This window comes from Pseudomonas juntendi (assembly GCF_021560075.1).
Lineage (GTDB): Bacteria > Pseudomonadota > Gammaproteobacteria > Pseudomonadales > Pseudomonadaceae > Aquipseudomonas > Aquipseudomonas juntendi.
This window is the reverse complement of sequence record NZ_CP091088.1, coordinates 4,433,975-4,457,535: the sequence shown is the minus strand read 5'-3', so window position 1 is coordinate 4,457,535 and position 23,561 is coordinate 4,433,975. Positions and strand designations below refer to the sequence as shown.

General features: G+C 62.9%; 23 protein-coding genes and 1 other RNA gene. 20 read left to right on the top strand and 4 right to left on the bottom strand.

The window, feature by feature from the left end:
- Window positions 1–125: 125 nt before the first annotated feature.
- From petA to L1P09_RS20690, 5 genes are all read left to right on the top strand, one after another.
- Complete coding sequence (gene petA, locus L1P09_RS20710) at window positions 126–719, top strand: ubiquinol-cytochrome c reductase iron-sulfur subunit (protein ID WP_009684434.1); 594 nt, start codon at window positions 126–128, stop codon at window positions 717–719.
- Window positions 719–1,930 carry a cytochrome b gene (locus L1P09_RS20705; RefSeq protein WP_029886541.1) on the top strand — a complete coding sequence of 404 codons (1,212 nt, stop codon included), beginning with the start codon at window positions 719–721 and terminating at the stop codon, window positions 1,928–1,930. Before petA ends, L1P09_RS20705 begins: the two co-directional genes overlap by 1 nt.
- The gene (locus L1P09_RS20700) at window positions 1,930–2,709 is read left to right on the top strand and encodes a cytochrome c1 (RefSeq protein ID WP_029886542.1); all 780 of its coding nucleotides are present in this window, start codon (window positions 1,930–1,932) and stop codon (window positions 2,707–2,709) included. The genes L1P09_RS20705 and L1P09_RS20700 overlap by 1 nt, the downstream gene beginning before the upstream one ends.
- 115 nt (window positions 2,710–2,824) lie before the next feature.
- Window positions 2,825–3,448 (top strand): glutathione S-transferase N-terminal domain-containing protein, encoded by a 624-nt coding sequence (locus L1P09_RS20695; RefSeq protein ID WP_054905343.1) that lies wholly within the window; start codon window positions 2,825–2,827, stop codon window positions 3,446–3,448.
- Window positions 3,449–3,458: 10 nt separating this feature from the next.
- Window positions 3,459–3,890, top strand: a complete 432-nt coding sequence (locus tag L1P09_RS20690) for a ClpXP protease specificity-enhancing factor (RefSeq protein WP_235768052.1) — start codon at window positions 3,459–3,461, stop codon at window positions 3,888–3,890.
- 147 nt (window positions 3,891–4,037) lie between these two features.
- Here L1P09_RS20690 and L1P09_RS20685 read toward each other — a convergent pair whose 3' ends face one another.
- From L1P09_RS20685 to L1P09_RS20670, 4 genes are all read right to left on the bottom strand, one after another.
- The gene (locus L1P09_RS20685; RefSeq protein ID WP_009684429.1) at window positions 4,038–4,616 is read right to left on the bottom strand and encodes a BON domain-containing protein; all 579 of its coding nucleotides are present in this window, start codon (window positions 4,614–4,616) and stop codon (window positions 4,038–4,040) included.
- Window positions 4,613–5,206, bottom strand: coding sequence for a phosphoheptose isomerase (locus tag L1P09_RS20680; protein WP_029887793.1), 594 nt, complete (start codon window positions 5,204–5,206; stop codon window positions 4,613–4,615). Before L1P09_RS20680 ends, L1P09_RS20685 begins: the two co-directional genes overlap by 4 nt.
- An 86-nt stretch (window positions 5,207–5,292) precedes the next feature.
- A complete protein-coding gene (locus L1P09_RS20675; protein WP_054889886.1) occupies window positions 5,293–5,664 on the bottom strand; it encodes a YraN family protein in 372 nt (123 codons plus the stop codon).
- The gene (locus tag L1P09_RS20670; protein WP_009684425.1) at window positions 5,664–7,481 is read right to left on the bottom strand and encodes a penicillin-binding protein activator; all 1,818 of its coding nucleotides are present in this window, start codon (window positions 7,479–7,481) and stop codon (window positions 5,664–5,666) included. Before L1P09_RS20670 ends, L1P09_RS20675 begins: the two co-directional genes overlap by 1 nt.
- A gap of 186 nt (window positions 7,482–7,667) precedes the next feature.
- Between L1P09_RS20670 and rsmI the strand changes: the two genes are divergently transcribed.
- The 15 genes from rsmI (at window position 7,668) to L1P09_RS20595 (ending at window position 23,548) form a co-directional block, all read left to right on the top strand.
- Window positions 7,668–8,543 carry a 16S rRNA (cytidine(1402)-2'-O)-methyltransferase gene (rsmI, locus tag L1P09_RS20665; protein WP_054905341.1) on the top strand — a complete coding sequence of 292 codons (876 nt, stop codon included), beginning with the start codon at window positions 7,668–7,670 and terminating at the stop codon, window positions 8,541–8,543.
- Between the two features lie 67 nt (window positions 8,544–8,610).
- Window positions 8,611–8,971, top strand: an RNA gene (gene rnpB / locus L1P09_RS20660) — RNase P RNA component class A.
- A gap of 308 nt (window positions 8,972–9,279) precedes the next feature.
- Window positions 9,280–9,735, top strand: coding sequence for a division/cell wall cluster transcriptional repressor MraZ (mraZ, locus tag L1P09_RS20655; RefSeq protein WP_004575120.1), 456 nt, complete (start codon window positions 9,280–9,282; stop codon window positions 9,733–9,735).
- Window positions 9,732–10,679 (top strand): 16S rRNA (cytosine(1402)-N(4))-methyltransferase RsmH, encoded by a 948-nt coding sequence (rsmH, locus tag L1P09_RS20650; protein ID WP_009684422.1) that lies wholly within the window; start codon window positions 9,732–9,734, stop codon window positions 10,677–10,679. The genes mraZ and rsmH overlap by 4 nt, the downstream gene beginning before the upstream one ends.
- Complete coding sequence (gene ftsL / locus L1P09_RS20645) at window positions 10,676–10,969, top strand: cell division protein FtsL (protein WP_009684421.1); 294 nt, start codon at window positions 10,676–10,678, stop codon at window positions 10,967–10,969. The genes rsmH and ftsL overlap by 4 nt, the downstream gene beginning before the upstream one ends.
- Window positions 10,969–12,717, top strand: coding sequence for a peptidoglycan D,D-transpeptidase FtsI family protein (locus L1P09_RS20640; RefSeq protein ID WP_166524950.1), 1,749 nt, complete (start codon window positions 10,969–10,971; stop codon window positions 12,715–12,717). The genes ftsL and L1P09_RS20640 overlap by 1 nt, the downstream gene beginning before the upstream one ends.
- Window positions 12,717–14,204, top strand: a complete 1,488-nt coding sequence (locus tag L1P09_RS20635) for a UDP-N-acetylmuramoyl-L-alanyl-D-glutamate--2,6-diaminopimelate ligase (protein ID WP_154211298.1) — start codon at window positions 12,717–12,719, stop codon at window positions 14,202–14,204. Before L1P09_RS20640 ends, L1P09_RS20635 begins: the two co-directional genes overlap by 1 nt.
- Entirely contained in the window at window positions 14,197–15,564 is a 1,368-nt protein-coding gene (locus L1P09_RS20630; protein WP_235768051.1) for a UDP-N-acetylmuramoyl-tripeptide--D-alanyl-D-alanine ligase, read from the top strand. The genes L1P09_RS20635 and L1P09_RS20630 overlap by 8 nt, the downstream gene beginning before the upstream one ends.
- Window positions 15,564–16,646: a phospho-N-acetylmuramoyl-pentapeptide-transferase gene (gene mraY / locus L1P09_RS20625; protein WP_003251852.1), complete on the top strand. Its 1,083-nt coding sequence runs from the start codon at window positions 15,564–15,566 to the stop codon at window positions 16,644–16,646. Before L1P09_RS20630 ends, mraY begins: the two co-directional genes overlap by 1 nt.
- Before the next feature lie 6 nt (window positions 16,647–16,652).
- Window positions 16,653–17,999 carry a UDP-N-acetylmuramoyl-L-alanine--D-glutamate ligase gene (murD, locus tag L1P09_RS20620; RefSeq protein WP_054905348.1) on the top strand — a complete coding sequence of 449 codons (1,347 nt, stop codon included), beginning with the start codon at window positions 16,653–16,655 and terminating at the stop codon, window positions 17,997–17,999.
- Window positions 17,999–19,210, top strand: a complete 1,212-nt coding sequence (gene ftsW, locus L1P09_RS20615) for a putative lipid II flippase FtsW (RefSeq protein WP_177331337.1) — start codon at window positions 17,999–18,001, stop codon at window positions 19,208–19,210. Before murD ends, ftsW begins: the two co-directional genes overlap by 1 nt.
- Window positions 19,200–20,279, top strand: coding sequence for an undecaprenyldiphospho-muramoylpentapeptide beta-N-acetylglucosaminyltransferase (gene murG, locus L1P09_RS20610; RefSeq protein WP_029886558.1), 1,080 nt, complete (start codon window positions 19,200–19,202; stop codon window positions 20,277–20,279). Before ftsW ends, murG begins: the two co-directional genes overlap by 11 nt.
- On the top strand, window positions 20,272–21,720 hold the full coding sequence (gene murC / locus L1P09_RS20605) for a UDP-N-acetylmuramate--L-alanine ligase (RefSeq protein ID WP_054905336.1): 1,449 nt from the start codon (window positions 20,272–20,274) through the stop codon (window positions 21,718–21,720). The genes murG and murC overlap by 8 nt, the downstream gene beginning before the upstream one ends.
- Window positions 21,717–22,673 carry a D-alanine--D-alanine ligase gene (locus L1P09_RS20600; RefSeq protein ID WP_009684410.1) on the top strand — a complete coding sequence of 319 codons (957 nt, stop codon included), beginning with the start codon at window positions 21,717–21,719 and terminating at the stop codon, window positions 22,671–22,673. The genes murC and L1P09_RS20600 overlap by 4 nt, the downstream gene beginning before the upstream one ends.
- A gap of 5 nt (window positions 22,674–22,678) precedes the next feature.
- Window positions 22,679–23,548: a cell division protein FtsQ/DivIB gene (locus tag L1P09_RS20595; RefSeq protein ID WP_173890965.1), complete on the top strand. Its 870-nt coding sequence runs from the start codon at window positions 22,679–22,681 to the stop codon at window positions 23,546–23,548.
- Window positions 23,549–23,561 lie beyond the last annotated feature (13 nt).

Below are 23,561 nucleotides of genomic sequence, written 5' to 3'. Positions count from 1 at the left end.
CCGGCTAATCCCTTGTCAGTGTGTGGATTTGTTTCTTACCATGGCGACCAAATTTTAGTGCCACAGACACAACCTAAGTACAGGCCTGGTTCAACAGGCCAAGCAAGCTGATGGGAGAGGACTGAATGAGCAATGACGGCGTCAACGCAGGCCGGCGCCGCTTCCTCGTAGCCGCGACATCCGTGGTCGGGGCAGCGGGAGCAGTGGGGGCTGCGGTACCGTTCGTGGGGTCATGGTTTCCCAGTGCCAAGGCGAAAGCCGCGGGAGCACCGGTGAAGGTCAATATCGCCAAGGTCGAGGCCGGGCAGCAGATGGTAGCCGAGTGGCGAGGCCAGCCGGTGTTCATCGTCAGGCGCACCGAGGAGATCCTCGGTAACCTGAAGAAAATTACCGGCGAATTGTCTGATCCCGATTCCAAATCTTCGGTGCAGCCGACCTATGTCGACCCCGAAGTCCGCTCCATCAAGCCGGAAATCCTCATTCTCGTCGGCCTGTGCACGCACCTGGGCTGCTCGCCCACCTTCCGCCCGGAGGTTGCGCCAGCCGACCTGGGCCCTAAATGGGTGGGTGGCTACTTCTGCCCGTGCCATGGCTCCCACTACGACCTGGCTGGGCGTGTTTACAAGTCGCAGCCGGCGCCACTCAACCTGCCCGTACCGCCGCACTCGTACGAGTCGGACGATATCATCGTCATCGGCGTCGACCAGGAGAAAGCATGATGAGCAAGTTCATGGACTGGATTGATGCTCGCTTCCCCGCGACCAAGATGTGGGAAGATCACCTGAGCAAGTATTACGCGCCCAAGAACTTCAACTTCCTGTATTTCTTTGGCTCCCTGGCATTACTGGTGCTGGTCAACCAGATCGTCACCGGTGTGTGGCTGACCATGAGCTTCACGCCCTCGGCAGAAGAGGCATTCGCCTCGGTCGAGTACATCATGCGTGACGTCGAATACGGCTGGATTCTGCGCTACCTGCACTCCACGGGTGCTTCGGCGTTCTTCATCGTGGTTTACCTGCACATGTTCCGCGGCCTGCTCTACGGCTCCTACCAGAAGCCCCGCGAGCTGGTCTGGCTGTTCGGCATGTTGATCTACCTGGCGCTGATGGCCGAGGCCTTCATGGGTTACCTGCTGCCGTGGGGCCAGATGTCCTACTGGGGTGCCCAGGTCATCATTTCGCTGTTCGGTGCCATCCCGGTGATTGGTGGCGACCTCACCCAATGGATTCGTGGTGACTACCTGATCTCCGGCATTACCCTGAACCGCTTCTTCGCCCTGCATGTGGTCGCCCTGCCTATCGTCATCCTCGGCCTGGTGGTGCTGCACATTCTTGCCCTGCACGAAGTGGGTTCGAACAACCCCGATGGCATCGACATCAAGAAGAACAAGGACGAAAACGGCATTCCGCTCGATGGCATTCCGTTCCACCCGTACTACACCGTCAAGGATATTGTCGGCGTGGTGGTGTTCCTCTTCGTATTCTGTGCGGTGGTGTTCTTCTTCCCGGAAATGGGCGGTTACTTCCTGGAAAAGCCGAACTTCGAGCAGGCCAACGCCTTCAAGACGCCGGAGCATATTGCCCCAGTGTGGTACTTCACACCGTTCTACGCCATCTTGCGTGCGGTGCCTGACAAGTTGATGGGTGTGATCGCCATGGGGGCGGCGATTGCGGTGCTGTTCGTACTGCCCTGGCTCGATCGCAGCCCGGTGCGTTCCATGCGTTACAAAGGCTGGATCAGCAAGCTCTTCCTGCTGGTGTTCTGCGTGGCCTTCGTCATCCTCGGCGTGCTGGGCGTGCTGGCACCGACACCTGGGCGCACGCTGTTGTCGCAGGTGTGCACGGTGCTGTACTTCGCCTACTTCCTGTTGATGCCGTTCTACACAAGGCTCGAGAAGACCAAACCGGTTCCGGAAAGGGTGACTGGCTGATGAAAAAGTTGATTGCAGTATTTTTGCTGGCACTGATGCCTGCCTTTTGCTTCGCTGCCGAACACGGGCTGGAACTGGACAAGGTCGATATCGACCTGACCGACAAGGCCGCCATGCAGGACGGCGCGCGGACGTTCGCCAACTATTGCATGGGCTGCCACAGTGCCAAGTTTCAACGCTACGAGCGTGTGGCCGATGACTTGGGCATCCCCCACGAGCTGATGCTCGAAAAGCTGGTGTTTACCGGGGCCAAGATCGGTGATCACATGCAGATCGGCATGAAGCCCGAAGACGCCAAGACCTGGTTCGGTGCCGCGCCGCCCGACCTGACCCTGGTGGCCAGGGTACGTGGTACCGATTGGCTGTACACCTACCTGCGCAGTTTCTACGAGGACCCCTCGCGGCCTTATGGGGTGAACAACAAGGTGTTCCCGAACGTCGGCATGCCCAACGTGCTGGTCGGCCTGCAGGGCAACCAGGTAATCGGCTGCAAGCAGGTGCAGACGGTGACCGATGGGAAGAAGCAATTCGACCCGTTGACCGGTAGCCCGATTACCCATGAAGCCTGTGACCAGCTGACCGTTACGCCGAAATCCGGTACCCTGACCGCCGAGCAGTTCGACGAGAAGGTCAAGAACCTGGTGACCTTCCTGGCCTATTCGGCCAACCCGGTCAAACTGGAAAGCCAGCGCATCGGTACCTATGTGTTGCTGTACCTGGCTTTCTTCTTCGTATTCGCCTATTTGCTCAAGCGTGAATACTGGAAGGACGTGCACTGATCACGCAGTAATTTCTGGTTGTTGAACGCGCCCGGGGCGCCTGGCAGAAATGCCAGGATGCCCCGGGCGCGTTTTCATTTAAAGTTGCACAGCATCTCGTGCGAGGAGCCGCTACATGGGCGCAACCAACAGGTTAGCCTGCTATTCCGACCCCGCTGACCATTATTCTCATCGGGTACGTCTGGTGCTGGCCGAGAAGGGTGTCAGCGTGCAGGTCATCGATGTCGATCCGGCGCGCCTGCCGCCCAGGCTGGCCGAGGTCAACCCGTATGGCAGTGTGCCGACCCTGGTCGACCGTGACCTGGCGTTGTATGAATCGACCGTGGTGATGGAATACCTCGAGGAGCGTTACCCGCACCCGCCGCTGATGCCGGTATACCCGGTTGCGCGCGGCAACAGCCGTTTGCTGATACACCGCATTCAGCGCGACTGGTGTGCTCTTGCCGATAGCGTGCTCGATTCGCGCAGCAGCGAGGCTACCCGAAGTGAAGCGCGCAAGGCCCTGCGCGAAAGCCTGACCGGTGTTTCGCCATTGTTCAATGAGTTCGCCTGTTTCATGAGCGATGAGCAAAGCCTGGTCGATTGTTGTCTACTGCCCATACTCTGGCGCCTGCCAGTGTTGGGCATCGAGTTGCCCCGGCAAGCGAAACCGCTGCTGGATTACATGGAGCGCCAGTTCGCCCGCGAGCCATTCCAGGCGAGCCTGTCCTCTGTAGAACGTGAAATGCGCAAGCTTTAAGGAGCCGTTGATGAACTCCAGTCGCCCCTATCTGGTTCGAGCACTGTACGAGTGGATCGTCGACAACGATTGCACGCCCCATATGCTGGTCAATGCCGAATACGCACAGGTGCAGGTACCGGATGGTTTCGCCAATGATGGCCAGATTGTCCTGAATATTTCGCCAAGTGCTGTGCGCAACCTGCACATGGATAACGACGCGGTCAGTTTCGAGGGCCGTTTCAGTGGCGTGACCCATTTGCTGTTCGTGCCGGTTGGCGCCATCCTGGGCATCTACGCCCGCGAAAATGGCCAAGGCATGGTCTTCGAGCTGGAGCAGCCGCTGACGGATAGCGATGACCTGGAAGGCGATGATGTGCAGCCGGATGACGATGGCCCGCCAGAAGGTGGTGGCCAGCCGCCGCGCCCGACTGGTCGACCAAGCCTGAAAGTGGTCAAGTAGTAAAAAAGGCGACCTTGTAGGATTAATGCCAGCAGTTAAGTAATTTGGGGCCGCAAAGCAGCCCCAATAACGCTTAACTGACAGGCATCAACCTTGAAGGGTCGCCTTTTTTAGGCCGGGATTGTTGTCTTGCCGGCCCAGGGTTCTTCAGTCGATGTACTCGAAGAGTTTGACGATTTTTTGCACACCCGATACGCCCTGCACTACGGCAGTGGCGGAATTGGCCTCCTGCTGGGTCACCAGGCCGAGCAGGTAGACGATACCGTTCTCGGTAATGACCTTGATTCGCGAACTGGGCACGGCGCTGTCAGTCAGCATCTGGGTCTTGATCTTGGTGGTCAGCCAGGCATCGTTGTTGCGCGCCAGAATCGAAGACGGCTGCATGACCTGCAGCTCGTTGTGCACCTTTTTCACCCGTTGTACCTGGCTGGCGGTTTGCTCGGCAAGGCTCTTGAGGTCAGCGCGTGGGGTTTGGCCAGCGAGCAGGACGATACCGTTGTAGCTGCTGACAACGATGTGCGAGCCCTTGTCCAGGTCCGGGTTGGCCTTGGAGATGTTGACCGCGGCTTTGGTTTCGATCAGCGAGTCGTCGATCTTGCTGCCGATGGTGCGCGTGCCGCGGTCGTCTTCAATGGGCGAATTGCGGGCAGAGGTGAGTACCGAGCTGCAGCCGGTAACGCTCAGGCACAGAGTCAGGGCCAGCAGGCCAAGGCGCATAGGGGTCATTCTTCACTCCCGAACAGTTGGCTGTCGATCAGGTCGCACAGGCAGTGGATCGCCAGCAGGTGGACTTCCTGGATGCGCGCGGTCACTGTCGAAGGTACGCGGATTTCCACGTCCTCTGGCAGCAGCAGCGAGGCCATGCCGCCGCCGTCGCGCCCCGTCATTGCTACGACAATCATTTCGCGGTCATGCGCGGCCTGGATCGCCTGGATCACGTTGGCCGAGTTACCGCTGGTGGAGATCGCCAGCAGAACATCGCCCGGTTGGCCCAGTGCGCGGATCTGCTTGGAAAAGACTTCGTTATAGCTGTAGTCATTGGCGATCGAAGTCAGGGTCGAACTGTCGGTGGTCAAGGCGATGGCCGGCAAACTCGGGCGTTCGCGCTCGAAGCGGTTGAGCAGTTCCGAGGAGAAGTGCTGGGCGTCGCCGGCCGAGCCGCCGTTGCCACAGGCGAGCATCTTGCCCTCATTGAGCAGCGCATTGACCATGACCAGGCTGGCCTGCTCGATGTGCGGTGCCAGGATGTCCATCGCCTGTTGCTTGGTTTCGATGCTGGCCTGGAACAGCCGGCGAATTCGGGATTGCATGTCCATCTGGTGACCTTAAATGGGGCGGTGGCCTTTGTTACGCGCAACAACGACCAGCCCGCGATACATAGAGCAAAAAAAACGTAGAGGGTTCAGCACTCGAAGGCGTTTTTCAGCCACTGAAGCGGTTTGCCTGCATGGTGGCTACCCTGCAGGGCGACAACGTCGAAGCGGCAGGGGTGGTTGCCCCATTGGGGCTCCTTGAGCAGGAACAGGCTGGCCGCATGCACCAGCCGTTTCTGCTTGCGCCCATCGATACTGGCGAGGGCGCCTCCGAAGGCCGCGTGCAACCGGTAGCGGACTTCGACGAATACTACTGTATCGGCGTCGAGCATGACCAGATCAAGCTCGCCGCCTTTGCATCGCCAGTTGCGCGCCAGCAGCCGCAGGCCTTGCCCCTGAAGGTACTCAAGGGCTTGGGTTTCTGCAGCGTGGCCGGCGCCGGTCGGTGATGCTGCAGCCATCAGCGCGGGGTATCAGGCAGGCGCTTGACCTGGCCGCCAGCGAATTCAGCCCATGGCAGTTGGCGCTCCACACGCTGGTTGGCGTTGATGCTCAAGCTGCCGGAAAGGCCCTGGACGCGGTTATCCGGCAGCGCCTTCAGTTGGCCCAGTCGCGGTGCCAGGCTGTAGGCATCGACGCCCATGGCGTACAGGCGGCCCAGGCTGCCGGCGGCTTGCGGCCACTGCTGAACCACCTGTTGGCGCAGGCTGTTGCTGGTATCGAGCAGCCACGGGGTTTCGCAGAAGCGGATGCCGTTCATGTCGTTGTACTGGTTGACGTCACCGCTGGCGCTGTACAGGTTGGAAGTGGCGTACACCGGTACGTCACCGGCGTACTGGAAATTCAGGGTCGGCTTGATCTGCTGCGCTTGCTGAGGGGTAGAGGCAAGGAAGAGGAAGTCGATGTCCTGGCGGCGCGACGGTTGTGCGGCGATGTTGCCGCCAACCGTGCTCTGCAGGCTCTTGGCGCGGCTTTCGCTCTGGCGCAGCTGGAACAGGTCGGCAATCTGCTGGGCCAGCGCAACCGGTTGCGCGATGCGTTGGGCTGCGAGCACGGTGCCGCCATTGCCTTCCCAGTCCTGGCGGAAGGCGGCCAGCACGCGATCACCCCATTCGCCGCTCGGCACCAGGGCTACGGCGCGGACCATGCCATCGGCACGGGCGCGACGGGATACTTCGCGTGCTTCGTCTTCGGCCGCCAGGCCGAACTGGAACAATTGCGGTGGGGCCACCTGGCCAGCATCGGCGTAGTTGAGCGCAAGGGTGGTGATCGGCAGTTGCGGTTTGCTGGCCAATTGCTTGACCAGCGGTTTTTCCAGCGGGCCGATGACCAGCTGCACGCCTGCGGCCTGGGCCTGGCGGTAGAAGTCGTCGAGCGAGCCGATGCGCGAGCTGTCGAACACCTGCACCGCAGGGGCGGCTTGGCCAGCCTGCTGGGCCTGGAAGTGGGCGGCCATGAAGCCGTCACGCAGGGCCCGGGCAACCCCGGCCAGTGGCCCTTCCTGGGGCAGCAGCAGGGCGATTTTGGTCAGCGGTTGGCTGGCCAGTTCCTTGAGCTTGACCAGTGGCACTGGCAACTGTTTGGCAGCCGGGTGGTCCGGGTGCTGTTTGACCCAGCTCTCGATGGCGCTCTGTTGCTGCTCAAGGGTGCCGGCACTTTTCACCGCCAGGGCCAGGCTGGTCCAGCCGGCCAGAGTCTGGTCAGTGGCCGGCTGCTGCAACTGCTCGGCCGGCAGCGAGGCGACCAAGGCCCAGATGGCGTCGTTGTTTGCGCTGGCGGCCTGGTCGCTGAGCAATGGGGCCAGCAGTACGCGCTGTTGCGCGGCGGCCAGGGCCTGGCCATCGGCCTCCAGCGCGGCGGCGTGCACGTAGTAGGTGCGCGCCTGCTGTTCCTTCGGCAGCTCGGGAACGTGCTGCAGGCTTGGGTGGGCCAGGGCGGCCAGGGCAGCCTTGGGTTGGTTGCGGCTCATGGCCAGTTCGGCCGCCAGGGTGCTGGCGAACACCTGCTGGGCCGGCTTGAGCGTGTCCAGCGGGACCTGCTCGAGAATGCGTGCGGCGCGGGGGAAGTCCTTCTGCTTGTAGGCCAGGTCGGCTGCGCTCAGGCGCAGCAGGGCGGCGTCTTGCGCAGACTTGCTGGAAGCAGCCTGCTCGAGCAGTTGCTCGATGCTGGCATCCGGGGTGCGTGGCAGTTCGCCCAGGCTGGATGAGGGCGAGCTGGCGCAGGCTGCCAGCAGGGCAGCGAGGCAGAGGGCTGTGAGCAGCCGCAGGCAAGCGATCATGTAAAGGTCCTGTTACTCGATCAAGTTGGCCGGCAATTGTACCCAAGCACTGGCCGGGGCGCGATGTTGCCGTGTCGATCCTTCACTATAGGTGGCTTGCCGCCGGTCGCGTATGAAGTTCTTTGCGCCCTGTTGCGGGCGCTCGGGCTACAATGGCGCCTTTGATCCGAATGACAGGTGTGCGCAGTGACTGATGTGGCAGGGGCTTCTAAATCCACCGTGGGAACGCTGTATGTGGTGGCAACTCCCATCGGCAACCTCGATGACATGAGCGCCCGAGCGCTCAAGGTGCTGGCAGACGTGGCGCTGATCGCAGCCGAAGACACCCGCCATTCAATCCGCCTGCTGCAACATTTTGGCATCGATACACCACTGGCGGCCTGCCACGAGCATAACGAGCGGGACGAAGGCGGGCGCTTTCTCGGCAAGCTGTTGGCCGGCGAAGATGTGGCGCTGGTTTCCGATGCCGGTACCCCGTTGATTTCCGACCCTGGCTACCACCTGGTGCGCCAGGCGCGGGCTGCCGGGGTCAGCGTGGTGCCGGTGCCGGGCGCCTGCGCCTTGATCGCGGCATTGTCGGCGGCGGGCCTGCCCTCGGACCGTTTCATTTTCGAAGGTTTCCTGCCGGCCAGGCAGGCGGGGCGCCTGGCACGCCTGGAGCAAGTGCGCGAAGAGCCGCGCACGCTGATTTTCTATGAAGCGCCGCACCGTATCCTCGAGTGCCTCGAGGACATGGAAACGGTGTTTGGCGGGGAGCGCCCGGCGTTGCTGGCGCGCGAACTGACGAAAACCTTCGAGACGCTCAAGGGCTTGCCCCTGGCCGAGTTGCGTGCGTTCGTCGCCGGTGATAGCAACCAGCAGCGCGGTGAGTGCGTGGTGCTGGTCGGTGGCTGGACTGCACCGGAGGGCGAGCAGGCCATCAGTAGCGAGGCCCAGCGCGTGCTCGACCTGTTGCTGGCCGAGTTGCCGCTGAAGCGGGCGGCGGCGCTTGCCTCGGAAATTACCGGCGTGCGCAAGAACCTGTTGTATCAACGTGCCCTGGATAAACAGAAGGCCCAGTAGTGGCAAATTGATATAAATGCTGCTGGCGCTTGTTCTTGAGCGCGTGTGCCGTTAACCTTGTCGGCGGAGAGTCGATCGGACAGTCGCTGCCGTCTTTTGTTCCGCAAAAGTTCGGGGGAGGAAAGTCCGGGCTCCATAGGGCAGAGTGCCAGGTAACGCCTGGGAGGCGTGAGCCTACGGAAAGTGCCACAGAAAATAACCGCCTAAGCACTTCGGTGCCGGTAAGGGTGAAAAGGTGCGGTAAGAGCGCACCGCACGGCTGGCAACAGTTCGTGGCTAGGTAAACCCCACTCGGAGCAAGACCAAATAGGGTTCCATCAGGCGTGGCCCGCGTCGGAACCGGGTAGGTTGCTAGAGGCGTCCAGTGATGGCCGTCGTAGAGGAATGACTGTCCTCGACAAAACCCGGCTTACAGATCGACTCTCCACCTTTCTTTTCTGCATCTTTCGATAGCAGACCCCCCTTTGGTAATACCGAAAAAATCTTACTCTTAATAAATCACTTTAAGTTCAAGCCCCAGTGGCTTGTGCGGGTTTGATTTTTCTCGTGTTTTTTTCATTGTGAAATACCTTTCACAATCCTTTAACGCGCTAAATCTCGGTCCTGTAAGGCTTTTCCTTCCGAACGTGCCTTGACGGTGCCTCCGGCGGATTCCTATAGTGTGCGCAAGTGGCAGAAAGTGGGATGAAGTGGGTTTTCTGGCACAAAAAAGATAACATTGTGGGGAATCGCAGCCGTGTTCCGCGGAGCCAACGCCGTCAGTCTCGATGCCAAGGGCCGTCTCGCCATGCCGAGCCGGTACCGTGACGAGCTCGATTCGCGTTGCAACGGTCAGCTGATCGTGACCATCGACGCCGTGGACCCGTGTTTGTGTGTTTATCCCCTCGATGAGTGGGAACAGATAGAAGCCAAGTTGCGTGCCTTGCCATCGTTGCGTGAGGAAAACCGCCGCCTGCAGCGATTGCTGATTGGCAATGCGGTAGACCTGGAACTAGACGGCAGTGGGCGTTTCCTGGTGCCGCCCCGTTTGCGTGAGTACGCCAAGCTCGACAAGAAGGCGATGCTGGTGGGGCAACTGAACAAATTCCAGCTGTGGGATGAAGATGCCTGGAACGCGGTTTCGGCAGCCGACCTTGCAGCTATTCAACAACCGGGCGCCATGCCCGACGAATTGCGTGACCTGATCCTGTGACCATAGATAGCGGCTTCAACCACATTACCGTCCTGCTCGACGAAGCTGTCGAGGCATTGGCCTTGCGCGCCGACGGTTGCTATCTGGACGGCACGTTTGGCCGTGGCGGACACAGCCGCCTGATCCTCAGCAAGCTCGGGCCGCAAGGGCGGCTGCTGGGCTTCGACAAAGACCCACAAGCGATTGCCACAGGGCAAGCGCTGGCGGCCGAAGACGGCCGCTTTGTCATTGTGCAGCGCAGCTTTGCCGAGCTGGGCGCAGAAGTGGCCGAGCGCGGCCTGCATGGCAAGGTCAGCGGCGTGTTGCTGGACCTTGGCGTGTCCTCGCCGCAACTGGACGACCCCGAGCGGGGCTTCAGCTTTCTCAATGATGGCCCGCTGGACATGCGCATGAACCCCGATCAGGGCGTCAGCGCTGCCGAATTCATTGCCACCGCACCGGTGGAAGAAATTGCCCGCGTGTTCAAGGAATACGGCGAAGAGCGCTTTGCCGGGCGCATGGCGCGTGCCGTGGTCGAGCGCCGCGAAAAGCAGCCGTTCACCCGCACTGCCGACCTGGCAGAGGTGCTCAAGGTGGCCAACCCGGCCTGGGAAAAGGGCAAGAACCCGGCTACCCGCGCCTTCCAGGGCTTGCGCATTCACGTCAACAATGAACTGGGTGACCTGGAGGCGGGGCTCGAGGCCGCGCTCGACGCACTTGAAGTTGGCGGTCGGCTGGCGGTCATCAGCTTCCACTCGCTGGAAGACCGCATCGTCAAACTGTTCATGCGCAAGCTGGTCAAGGGCGAGGCCGACAACCTGCCACGCAACCTGCCGGTACAGCACAAGGTCTTCGAGCCCAAGGTCAAGCTCATCGGCAAGGCCCAGTTCGCCTCCGAAGCCGAGCTCAAGGCCAACCCGCGGTCGCGCAGCGCCGTGATGCGTGTGGCGGAGAAGTTGCGGTGAGCAGGCTGTTCGCCAAGCCCTTGCCAGGCGGGAGCTTCCTGATGCTCCTGCTGTTCGTTGCCGTGCTGGTTTCGGCCATTGCGGTGTCCTACAGCGCGCACTGGAACCGCCAGTTGCTCAATACCCTGTACGGTGAGCTGAACGAGCGTGACAAGGCCCAGGCCGAGTGGGGCCGGTTGATCCTCGAGCAGAGCACCTGGACCGCGGCCAGCCGTATCGAAAACCTTGCGTCCGAGCAATTGAAGATGCGCGTGCCTGCGGCTGACGAAGTGCGGATGGTGGCGCCATGATGAAACTCGAAGGCGCACTGTACCCATGGCGTTTCCGCGTGGTCATCGGCCTGCTGGCACTCATGGTCGGCGCCATCTGCTGGCGCATCATCGACCTGCAGGTGGTCGACCGTGACTTCCTCAAGGGCCAGGGCGACGCGCGCAGCCTGCGCCATATCTCGATCCCGGCCCACCGTGGGCTGATTACCGACCGCAACGGTGAGCCATTGGCGGTCAGTACCCCGGTCACGACCCTGTGGGCCAACCCCAAGGAAATGCAGGCCTCCAAAGAGCGCTGGCCGCAATTGGCAGCAGCGTTGGGGCAAAACCCGCAGCAGCTGAACGAGCGCCTGACCCAGCAGGCCAACAAAGAGTTCATCTACCTGGTCCGCGGCCTGACCCCGGAGCAGGGCCAGCATGTGCTCGACCTGAAAGTGCCCGGCGTGTACGGGCTGGAAGAATTCCGCCGGTTCTACCCGGCCGGTGATGTCACTGCGCATATGGTCGGCTTCACAGACCTGGACGATCACGGGCGCGAAGGGGTCGAGCTGGCCTATGACGAGTGGCTGGCCGGCGTGCCTGGCAAGCGCCAGGTCATCAAGGACCGGCGCGGCCGGCTGATCAAGGATATTCAGGTCACCAAGAACGCCAAGGCCGGGAAGACCTTGGCGTTGTCGATTGACCTGCGTCTGCAATACCTGGCTACACGCGAGCTGCGCAACGCCATTGCCGAACAGAACGCCAAGGCCGGCAGCCTGGTGATCATGGACGTCAAGACCGGTGAGGTCCTGGCCATGGTCAACCAGCCGACCTACAACCCCAACAACCGCCGCAGCATGTTCCCGGCGGCCATGCGTAACCGGGCGATCATCGACGTGTTCGAGCCAGGTTCGACGGTGAAGCCGATCTCCATGAGCGCAGCGCTGGAAAGCGGCCGCTGGAAACCTACCGACAAGGTCGAGGTATACCCCGGCAGCCTGCAGATCGGCCGCTACACCATCAAGGACGTGTCGCGCAGCGAGGGTCCGATCCTCGACCTGACCGGCATCCTGATCAACTCCAGTAACGTGGGCATGAGCAAGATCGCCTTCGACATCGGTGGCGAGGCCATCTACCGCGTGATGTCCCAGGTCGGCCTGGGCCAGTACACCGGCCTTGGCTTCCCGGGTGAGCGTGTCGGCAACCTGCCGAACCACCGCGAGTGGCGCAAGGCCGAGACGGCCACCCTGTCTTACGGCTACGGCGTGTCGGTGACCGCCCTGCAGCTGGTGCATGCCTACGCGGCATTGGCCAACGACGGCAAGATGGTCCCGCTGTCGATCCTCAAGGTGGACAAGGCGCCCGAGGCCGTGCAGGCCATTCCGAAGGAAACCGCGGAAACCATCCAGGGCATGTTGCAGCAGGTGATCGAGGCGCCGCGTGGGGTATTCCGCGCCCAGGTGCCGTTCTACCACGTGGCCGGCAAGTCCGGTACTGCACGTAAAGCCACGGTGGGTTCCAAGGGGTACACCGAAAATGCCTACCGCTCGCTGTTCGCAGGCTTCGGCCCGATGAGCGATCCGCGTTACGCCATCGTCGTGGTGATCGACGAACCGGGCAAGGGTGGCTACTTCGGTGGCCTGGTTTCGGCACCGGTGTTCAGCAAGGTCATGTCCGGCACCCTGCGCCTGATGAACGTGCCGCCAGACAACCTGCCGCCGCCAGCTGCTGTTGCACCTGCCGGGCAACCCCAAGTCAATGCTGCCGCTGCCAAGGGAGGGCGTGGGTGATGACAATGCCATTGAGCAAACTGTTCGCACACGCCAGCCGCGATCCGATGATCCGCGAACTGACCCTGGACAGCCGCAACGTGCGCCCGGGTGACTTGTTCCTGGCAGTGCCGGGGGCCAAGGTCGATGGCCGTGGGCACATTGCCGATGCCTTGGCCCGTGGTGCTGCCGCCGTGGCTTATGAAGAGCAGGGCGCCAACGTGCTGCCGTTGACCGATGTGCCGCTGATCCCGGTCAAAGGCCTGATCGCTCAGCTGTCGGATATTGCCGGCCGCTTCTATGGCGAGCCCAGCCGGCAGCTGGACCTGGTCGGCGTGACCGGTACCAACGGCAAGACCAGTGTCACCCAGTTGCTGGCGCAGGCGTTGGAGCTGCTCGGCAAGCGCTGCGGCCTGATCGGCACCCTCGGTACCGGGTTCTACGGTGAACTGCAAAGTGGCCGCCTGACCACCCCTGACCCGATTGCCGTGCAGTCGACGCTGTATGGCCTGAAAAAGGCTGGCGCCAAAGCCGTGGCCATGGAGGTGTCCTCCCATGCCCTGGAACAAGGCCGCGTGGCTGCACTGGCTTTCGACATTGCGGTGATGACCAACCTGTCCCGCGATCACCTCGACTATCACGGCAGCATGCAGGCGTACGAAGCGGCCAAGGCCAAGCTGTTCGCCTGGCCGAGCCTGCGCTGCCAGGTGGTGAACCTGGACGACGAGTTCGGTCGGCGCCTGGCTCAAGCTTTCGAGGATAGGGCGCCGGCAGATCCTATCGAGTCACGGCTGCTCAGCTATAGCCTGGAAAACCCGGACGCGGCGCTGTTCTGCACCAAGGCCAAGTTCGATGACGATGGCGTGCGCGCCACATTGGTCACTGCCCAGGGTGAGCGCATTCTGCGCAGCCAGTTGCTCGGCCGTTTCAACCTGAGCAACATGCTGGCGGCGGTGGCAACCCTGCTGGCAATGGACTTTGCCCTTGACGAGATCCTCGGCGTCATCCCCAAACTGCAAGGGCCGGTAGGCCGCATGCAGCGCCTGGGTGGCGGCGCCAAGCCACTGGTGGTGGTCGACTACGCACATACGCCAGATGCGCTGGAGAAGGTTCTGGAAGCCCTGCGCCCGCATGCTCACGGCCAGCTGCTGTGCCTGTTCGGCTGCGGTGGCGACCGTGATCGCGGCAAGCGCCCACTGATGGCCGAAGTGGCCGAGCGCCTGGCGGACCGCGTCCTGGTTACCGACGACAACCCGCGTAGCGAAGACCCGCTGCGTATCTTCGACGACATTCGCCCCGGTTTTGCCAAGCCTGCCGAGGTGGAATTCATCGCTGGCCGCGGCGCGGCCATTGCGCACCTGATTGCTACCGCTGCTGCCGACGACGTGATCGTGTTGGCTGGCAAGGGGCACGAGGATTACCAGGAGATCAACGGCGAGCGCCATGATTTCTCCGACTTGATCGAAGCCGAAAAGGCACTTGCAGCCTGGGAGGCTCCACATGCTTAAGCCCATGTCACTCAGCCAGCTGGTCCCGCTGCTGAACGGTCAGCAGATCGGCGCCGATGCGGCGTTCACCGGCGTCAGCATCGACAGCCGCAGTGTCAGTGCCGGGCAACTGTTCGTCGCCTTGACCGGCCCGCGTTTCGACGGCCACGACTACCTGGCCGATGTCAAAGCCAAGGGTGCCGTCGCGGCGCTGGTCGAGCGCGAGGTGGCCGATGTCGACCTGCCGCAATTGCGCGTGGCTTACTGCCGCCTGGCCCTGGGCCAGCTCGGGGCACTGAACCGTGCTGCCTATGACAAGCCAGTGGTGGCCATTACCGGTTCCAGCGGCAAGACCACAGTCAAGGAAATGCTTGCCAGCATCCTGCGCACCCGTGGTCTTGTGCACGCCACCCGTGGCAACCTCAACAACGACCTCGGTGCGCCGCTGACACTGCTGGAAATCGCTGCGCAGCACAGTGCTGCGGTGATCGAGCTGGGCGCTTCGCGCATCGGTGAAATTCGCTACACCGTCGGCCTGACCCGGCCGCAGGTGGTCGTCATCAACAACGCCGGTACCGCCCATGTTGGCGAGTTCGGCGGCCCGGAGAAAATCGTCGAAGCCAAAGGCGAGATCCTTGAAGGCCTGGGCGAGGGCGGTATCGCCATTCTCAACCTGGACGACAAGGCCTTCGCGACTTGGAAGGCCCGTGCCGGGGCGCACAAGGTCATCAGCTTCGCCCGCAGCGACGCCCGTGCCGACTTCCATGCCAGCGCCATTGGGCGCGACGCCCGTGGTTGCCCGTCATTCCAGCTGCATGGCGCCGGCGAGGTGGCCCAGGTGCAGCTCAATGTGCTCGGTGAGCACAATGTCAGCAACGCCCTGGCCGCTGCCGCCGCTGCCCATGCCGTTGGTCTGAGCCTGGCTGGCATTGCAGCTGGCCTTGCGGCGGTGCAGCCGGTCAAGGGCCGCACCGTGGCGCAGATCGCGCCCAGTGGCGTGCGTGTGATCGACGACAGTTACAACGCAAATCCCACCTCGATGTGCGCGGCCATTGATATACTCGCCGGCTTCTCCGGCCGCACCGTCCTGGTGCTTGGGGATATCGGCGAACTGGGGCAGTGGGCGGAAGAAGGCCACCGGCAGGTGGGTGACTACGCGCGCGGCAAGGTCGACGCCCTGTACGCAGTGGGTTCCAACATGAAACATGCGGTCGAGGCGTTCGGCGCCAATGGCCGTCATTTCGCTACTCAAGCTGAGCTGATCGACGCGGTTAGTGCCGAAAACGCCAGCGACACCACTATTTTGATCAAGGGCTCGCGCAGCGCTGCGATGGAAAACGTCGTGGCGGCTTTGTGCGGTGCCAGCGGGGAGAAACATTAATGCTGCTGCTGTTGGCCGAGTATCTGCAACAGTTCCACAAAGGCTTCGCGGTCTTTCAGTACCTGTCCCTGCGCGGGATTCTGGGTGTACTGACCGCGTTGTCCCTGGCGCTGTGGCTGGGGCCGTGGATGATCCGTACGCTGCAAATTCGCCAGATCGGCCAGGCCGTACGTAACGACGGCCCGCAATCGCACCTGTCCAAGTCCGGCACCCCGACCATGGGCGGCGCACTGATCCTGTCGGCCATCGCTGTCAGCACCCTGCTGTGGGCCGACCTGAGCAACCGCTACGTCTGGGTGGTGCTGATCGTCACCCTGGCCTTCGGTGCCATCGGCTGGGTCGACGACTACCGCAAGGTGATCGAAAAGAATTCGCGGGGCCTGCCAAGCCGCTGGAAGTACTTCTGGCAGTCGGTGTTCGGCCTGGCGGCGGCGGTGTTCCTGTACAAGACCGCACCGACCAGCGTCGAAACCACGCTGATCCTGCCCTTCATCAAGGACGTCACCATTCCGCTGGGCGTCGGCTTCGTGGTGCTGACCTACTTCGTCATCGTCGGCTCCAGCAACGCGGTCAACCTCACCGACGGCCTCGACGGCCTGGCGATCATGCCCACGGTGATGGTCGGCGGCGCGCTGGGCATCTTCTGCTACCTGTCGGGTAACGTGAAATTCGCCGAGTACCTGCTGATTCCCTACGTGCCTGGCTCGGGCGAATTGATCGTGTTCTGTGGCGCCTTGATCGGTGCCGGCCTGGGCTTTTTGTGGTTCAACACCTACCCGGCACAAGTCTTCATGGGTGACGTCGGCGCGCTGGCGCTGGGCGCTGCCCTGGGCACCATCGCGGTGATCGTGCGCCAGGAAATCGTGCTGTTCATCATGGGCGGCATCTTTGTCGTGGAAACCCTGTCGGTGGTGATTCAAGTCGCCTCGTTCAAGCTGACCGGCAAACGGGTGTTCCGCATGGCACCGATCCACCACCACTTTGAACTCAAGGGCTGGCCAGAGCCACGCGTGATCGTCCGCTTCTGGATCATCACCGTGATCCTGGTGCTGATCGGCCTTGCCACCCTGAAACTGAGGTAGATGAGCGTGTCTTTGATCGCTTCCGACCAATTCCGCATCGTTGTCGGCCTCGGCAAGAGCGGCATGTCCCTGGTTCGCTTCCTGGCGAGCCGGGGCATTGCCTTTGCGGTCGCCGACACCCGCGAGCAACCGCCGGAACTGGACACCCTGCGCCGTGATTACCCGCAGGTGGAAGTGCGTTGTGGTGAACTGGACGTGGACTTCCTGTGCCGCGCCAACGAGCTGTACGTGAGCCCTGGCCTGGCCCTGGCTACCCCGGCCCTGCAGCAGGCCGCAGCGCGGGGCGTGCAGCTGTCGGGGGATATCGAGCTGTTCGCCCGCCATGCCAAGGCGCCGATCATCGCCATCAGCGGTTCCAACGCCAAGAGCACCGTGACCACGCTGGTGGGTGAAATGGCAGCCAAAGCCGGCAAGCGCGTGGCCGTGGGCGGTAACCTGGGGACCCCGGCACTGGACCTGCTGGCCGACGACGTCGAGCTGTACGTGCTGGAGCTGTCGAGCTTCCAGCTGGAAACCACCGACCAGCTCAATGCCGAAGTGGCCACCGTGCTGAACATCAGCGAAGACCACATGGACCGCTACAGCGGCCTGCCGGCCTATCACCTGGCCAAGCACCGCATCTTCCGCGGTGCCAGGCAGGTGGTCGTGAACCGCCAGGACGCCCTGAGCCGGCCACTGCCGGTAGAAGGCCGACCTTGCTGGTCCTTCGGCCTCAACCAACCAGACTTCAAGGCATTCGGCCTGCGCGAAGTGGATGGCGAGAAATACCTGGCGTTCGAATTCCAGGCATTGCTGCCGGTGCGCGAGCTGAAGATTCGCGGCGCCCATAACCAGAGCAATGCACTGGCGGCGTTGGCCTTGGGCCATGCTGCCGGGTTGCCGTTCGAGCCGATGCTCGAAGCGCTGCGCGAATTCGCGGGCCTGGCCCACCGTTGCCAGTGGGTGCGCGAGCGTGACGGCGTGAACTGGTACGACGATTCCAAGGCCACCAATGTCGGTGCTGCATTGGCCGCCATCGAAGGCCTGGGGGCCGATATCGAGGGCAAGCTGGTGTTGATCGCAGGTGGCGACGGCAAAGGCGCCGAGTTCGGCGCCCTGCGTGAACCGGTCAAGCGGTTTTGCCGCGCCGTGGTGTTGCTGGGCCGTGATGCCGAGCGCCTTGCCCAAGCCTTGGGTGATGACGTGCCGCTGGTGCGGGTAAAAACCCTCGACGACGCCGTGCAACAGTGCGCCGACCTGGCCCGGGCCGGAGATGCCGTGCTGTTGTCGCCAGCCTGCGCCAGCCTCGACATGTTCCGGAACTTCGAAGAACGCGGGCGGCTGTTCGCCCAGGCAGCGGGGGCCCTGGCATGATCTTCGGTGTGCTCAAGCCGTATCCGTCGCCGCTGATCAGCGGCCGTGGCATCGACCTCGACTTCGCGATGCTGGCCGGCTGCCTGGCCTTGCTCGGCCTGGGCCTGGTGATGATCACCTCGGCCTCCTCGGAAGTGGCTGCAGCGCAGTCGGGCAACCCGCTGTACCACATGTTCCGCCACCTGGTGTACGTGTTCCTGGGCCTGGTGGCTTGTGGTGCGACCCTGATGATCCCGATCGCCACCTGGCAGCGCATGGGCTTCCTCATGTTGCTGGGCGCCTTCGGCTTGCTGGTGCTGGTGCTGGTGCCGGGGATCGGCCGCGAAGTGAACGGCTCCATGCGCTGGATCGGCTTCAGCTTCTTCAACGTGCAGCCTTCGGAAATCGCCAAGGTGTTCGTGGTGGTCTACCTTGCCGGGTACCTGGTGCGCCGCCAGACCGAAGTCCGCGAGACCTGGATGGGCTTCTTCAAACCCTTCATCGTGTTGCTGCCAATGGCTGCGCTGCTGCTGATGGAACCGGACTTCGGCGCCACCGTGGTGATGATGGGCGCGGCCGCGGCCATGTTGTTCCTTGGCGGTGTCGGGCTGTTCCGCTTCAGCCTCATGGTGCTGCTGGCAGTGTTGGCGGTGTTCGTTCTGGTGCAGGCGCAGCCTTACCGCATGGCGCGCCTGATCACCTTTACTGACCCATGGTCCGACCAGTTCGGCTCCGGTTACCAGTTGACCCAGGCGTTGATCGCGTTCGGCCGTGGCGAGTGGCTGGGCGTTGGCCTGGGCAACAGCGTGCAGAAGCAGTTCTACCTGCCTGAAGCGCACACCGACTTCGTGTTCTCGGTACTGGCCGAAGAGCTGGGCGTGGTCGGCTCGCTGGTGACCATCGCCCTGTTCGTGTTCGTGACCGTCCGCGCCCTGTACATCGGCCTGTGGGCGGAGAAGGCCAAGCAGTTCTTCGCCGCGTACATGGCGTTCGGCCTGGCCTTCCTGTGGATCGGCCAGTTCCTGATCAACATCGGGGTGAATGTCGGCTTGCTGCCGACCAAAGGCCTGACCCTGCCGTTCCTCAGCTACGGGGGCAGCTCGCTGGTCATCTGTTGTGCTTGCGTGGGCTTGTTGTTGCGTATCGAGTGGGAAAGCCGTACGCACCTGGGCAGCGAGGAGCACGAATTCAGCGAAAGCGATTTTGCCGAGGAGACCAGTCATGGCCGCTGACGGCAAGAACGTACTGATCATGGCCGGCGGTACCGGCGGGCACGTGTTCCCGGCCCTGGCCTGCGCCCGTGAGTTCCAGGCGCGCGGGTACAGCGTGCACTGGCTGGGCACCCCGCGCGGCATCGAGAATGAACTGGTGCCCCAGGCCGGCCTGCCGCTGCACCTGATCCAGGTCAGCGGCCTGCGCGGCAAAGGCAAGCTGTCGTTGCTCAAGGCACCCTTGACCCTGGTCAAGGCCGTTCTCCAGGCAAGGCGGATCATTCGCCAGCTCAAGCCGGTGTGCGTGCTTGGCTTTGGTGGTTATGTGACCGGCCCCGGCGGCGTGGCCGCGCGGCTGTGTGGCGTGCCGCTGGTGATCCATGAGCAGAACGCCCGCGCCGGTACCGCCAACCGCTTGCTGGTGCCGCTGTCTGCGCGGGTTTGCGAGGCGTTCCCGAACACCTTCGAGGCCAGCGACAAGCGCCGCACCACCGGCAACCCGGTGCGCCCCGAGTTGTTCCTGGATGCGCCGCGCGCGCCCCTGGCCGAACGCCGGGCACGGCTGTTGGTGCTGGGCGGCAGCCTGGGGGCGGAACCATTGAACAAATTGTTGCCTAAGGCCCTGTCCGAAGTGCCTGCTGCCGTGCGGCCCGAGGTGTTTCACCAGGCCGGCAAGCAGCACGCGCAGATCACCGCCGAGCGTTATCACGAGGCCGGCGTCGAGGCTCAGGTCGAGCCTTTCATCAAGGACATGGCCCAAGCCTATGGCTGGGCCGACATGGTGGTGTGTCGGGCGGGTGCGCTAACCGTCAGCGAGCTGGCGGCGGCAGGCCTGCCTTCGGTGCTGGTGCCGTTGCCTCACGCAATCGACGATCACCAGACCCACAACGCCCAATATCTGGCTCGCGAAGGTGCTGCCTTCCTGATGCCACAAGCGACAACTGGCGCAGCGCAGCTCGCTGAACGCCTGAATGAGGTGCTGATGCAACCCGAGAAACTCAATGTCATGGCAGGTACCGCTCGGCGCCTGGCCAAACCTGCAGCAACCAGCACCGTGGTCGATATCTGCCTGGAGGTGGCCCATGGTTGAGAGCCAGAAAGCCATGCCCCAGCCGAAAATGGGTCGTATCCGTCGCATTCACTTCGTCGGTATCGGCGGCGTGGGTATGTGCGGCATTGCCGAAGTGTTGCTGAACCTGGGCTATGAAGTGTCCGGTTCCGACCTGAAAGCCTCGCCGGTCACCGAGCGCCTGGAGTCATTCGGTGCCGAGATCTTCGTCGGTCACCGTGCCGAGAACGCTGCCACTGCCGATGTGCTGGTGGTTTCCAGCGCCATCAACCCGGCCAACCCGGAAGTGGCCACCGCCCTCGAGCGGCGCATTCCGGTGGTACCGCGTGCCGAGATGCTCGCCGAACTGATGCGCTACCGCCATGGTGTGGCAGTCGCCGGTACACACGGCAAGACCACCACCACCAGCCTGCTGGCCTCGGTATTCGCCGCAGGCGGTCTGGACCCGACCTTCGTCATCGGTGGTCGCCTGACCGCGGCCGGCACCAATGCCCAGCTGGGCACCAGCCGCTACCTGATCGCCGAAGCCGATGAAAGCGATGCCAGCTTCCTGCACCTGCAGCCGATGGTGGCTGTGGTCACCAACATCGACGCCGACCACATGGCGACCTATGAAGGCGACTTCAACAAACTGAAGAAAACCTTCGTCGAATTCCTGCACAACCTGCCGTTCTATGGCCTGGCGGTGATGTGCCTGGACGACCCGGTGGTACGCGAGATTCTGCCGCAGGTGAAGCGCCCGACCGTGACCTACGGTTTCAGCGAAGAGGCCGACATCCGCGCCATCAATGTGCGCCAGCAGGGTATGCAGACCCATTTCACCGTGCTGCGCCGCGACTGCGAGCCGCTGGACGTGTCGGTGAACATGCCGGGCAACCACAACGTGCTCAATGCCCTGGCCACCATCGCCATTGCCACTGACGAAGGCATCGCTGACGAAGCCATCGTGCAGGGCCTTTCCGGCTTCCAGGGCGTTGGCCGTCGCTTCCAGGTTTACGGCGAGCTGCCGGTCGAAGACGGCAGCGTGATGCTGGTCGATGACTACGGCCACCACCCGACCGAAGTGGCCGCCGTGATCAAGGCTGTGCGTGGTGGCTGGCCAAGCCGCCGCCTGGTGATCGTCTACCAGCCGCACCGCTATAGCCGCACCCGCGACCTGTACGACGATTTCGTTCAGGTGCTGGGCGATGCCAACGTGCTGCTGCTGATGGAGGTGTACCCGGCTGGCGAAGAGCCAATCCCCGGTGCCGACAGCCGGCAGCTGTGCCACAGCATTCGCCAGCGCGGCAAGCTCGACCCGATCTACATCGAACGCGGCGCCGAGCTGGCGCCACTGGTCAAGCCGTTGCTGCGCGCTGGCGACATCCTGCTCTGCCAGGGTGCCGGTGACGTTGGCGGCCTGGCCCCGCAACTGATGAAAAGCCCGCTGTTCGCTGGCGCCAAGCAGGAGAAGTCGAAATGACCAGCGCCTACGACAAGCTGCACTCTACCCTCGACGTGAAAGCGTTTGGCCGCGTTGCCGTGCTGTACGGCGGCAAGAGTGCCGAGCGCGAAGTGTCGCTCAAGTCCGGCGCCGCCGTGATCGATGCGCTGACCTCCGCCGGTGTGGACGTCGTTGCCATCGACGTCGGTGACGACCTGCTCGACCGCCTGCAGAACGAGAAGATCGACCGCGCCTTCATCATCCTCCACGGCCGTGGCGGTGAGGATGGCAGCATGCAGGGGCTGCTGGAGTGCCTGGGCATCCCTTATACCGGTAGCGGCATCCTCGCTTCGGCCCTGGCCATGGACAAGCTGCGTACCAAGCAGGTGTGGCAGAGCCTGGGCATTCCTACCCCGCGCCACGCGGTGCTGGCGAGTGAAAGCGATTGTTTGCAGGCCAGTACGGAACTGGGCTTCCCGCTGATCGTCAAACCCGCCCATGAAGGCTCTAGCATCGGCATGGCCAAGGTGAACAGCGCCGAGGAACTGATCGCCGCCTGGCAAGACGCTGCCCAGTACGATTCCCAGGTACTGGTAGAGCAGTGGATCCACGGCCCGGAGTTCACCATTGCGGTGCTGCGCGGCCAGGTGCTGCCGCCGATCGCCCTGGGTACACCGCACGTGTTCTACGACTACGACGCCAAGTACATCGCCAACGATACCCAGTACCGCATTCCGTGCGGCCTGGATAGCGCCAAGGAACAGGAACTGATCGACCTGACCGCCCGTGCCTGTGATGCCGTTGGCATCGAGGGCTGGGGGCGGCTGGACGTGATGCAGGACGAGCAAGGCCGGTTCTGGCTGCTCGAAGTAAACACCGCACCCGGCATGACCGATCATAGCCTGGTGCCCATGGCGGCCCGCGCGGCTGGCCTGGACTTCCAGCAACTGGTGCTGGCAATCCTGGCCGAAAGCGTGGCGACGCGAGGTTAATCATCATGCAAGGCGCAATGATACGTCAGCAGCAACCCGTAACCGGCCGTAGCAAGCCGGTGCCGCGTGGTGCCAGCAGGCTGGTGGCCGACGAGCCCGTATCGGCGCGCCTGCCGCGGCCCAGCCTCGGCGGCCTGAAGCGCCTGCTGTGGCCGGTATTGCTGGTGGCAGCAGGCTTCGGTGCCTACGAAGGGGCCATCCGCCTGATGCCTTATGCCGACCGGCCCATCGCCAAGATCGATGTGCAGGGCGACCTCACCTACATCAGCCAGCAGTCGGTGCAGCAGCGTATCGCCCCTTACGTGGCCGCGAGCTTCTTCAGTGTCGACCTGCCGGCGATGCGTACGGAGCTCGAACAGATGCCCTGGATCGCCCACGCCGAAGTGCGCCGGGTGTGGCCTGACGAGGTGGTCATCCGCCTGGAAGAACAGCTGCCGGTGGCGCGCTGGGGCGACGAAGCCTTGCTCAACAACCAGGGCCAGGCATTCACCCCGCGTGAGCTGGCCAACTATGAGCACCTGCCGCAGCTTGCCGGGCCGCAGCGTGCCCAGCAACAAGTCATGCAGCAGTATCAGGTATTGAGCCAGATGCTGCGCCCCTTGGGCTTTTCCATCGCTCGCCTGGAGCTGCGCGAGCGAGGCAGCTGGTTCCTGACCACTGGCGCGAGCAGCGCCGGGCCGGGCATCGAGCTGCTGCTGGGGCGCGACCATCTGGTGGAGAAGATGCGCCGTTTCATTGCCATTTACGACAAGACACTCAAAGACCAGATCAGCACTATCGCCCGCATTGATCTGCGTTATTCCAACGGACTTGCCGTTGGTTGGCGGGAACCGATTGCACCGACGACGGCCCAACCCGCCGTTGCGAAGAATTAGAGAGAGGCAGGAC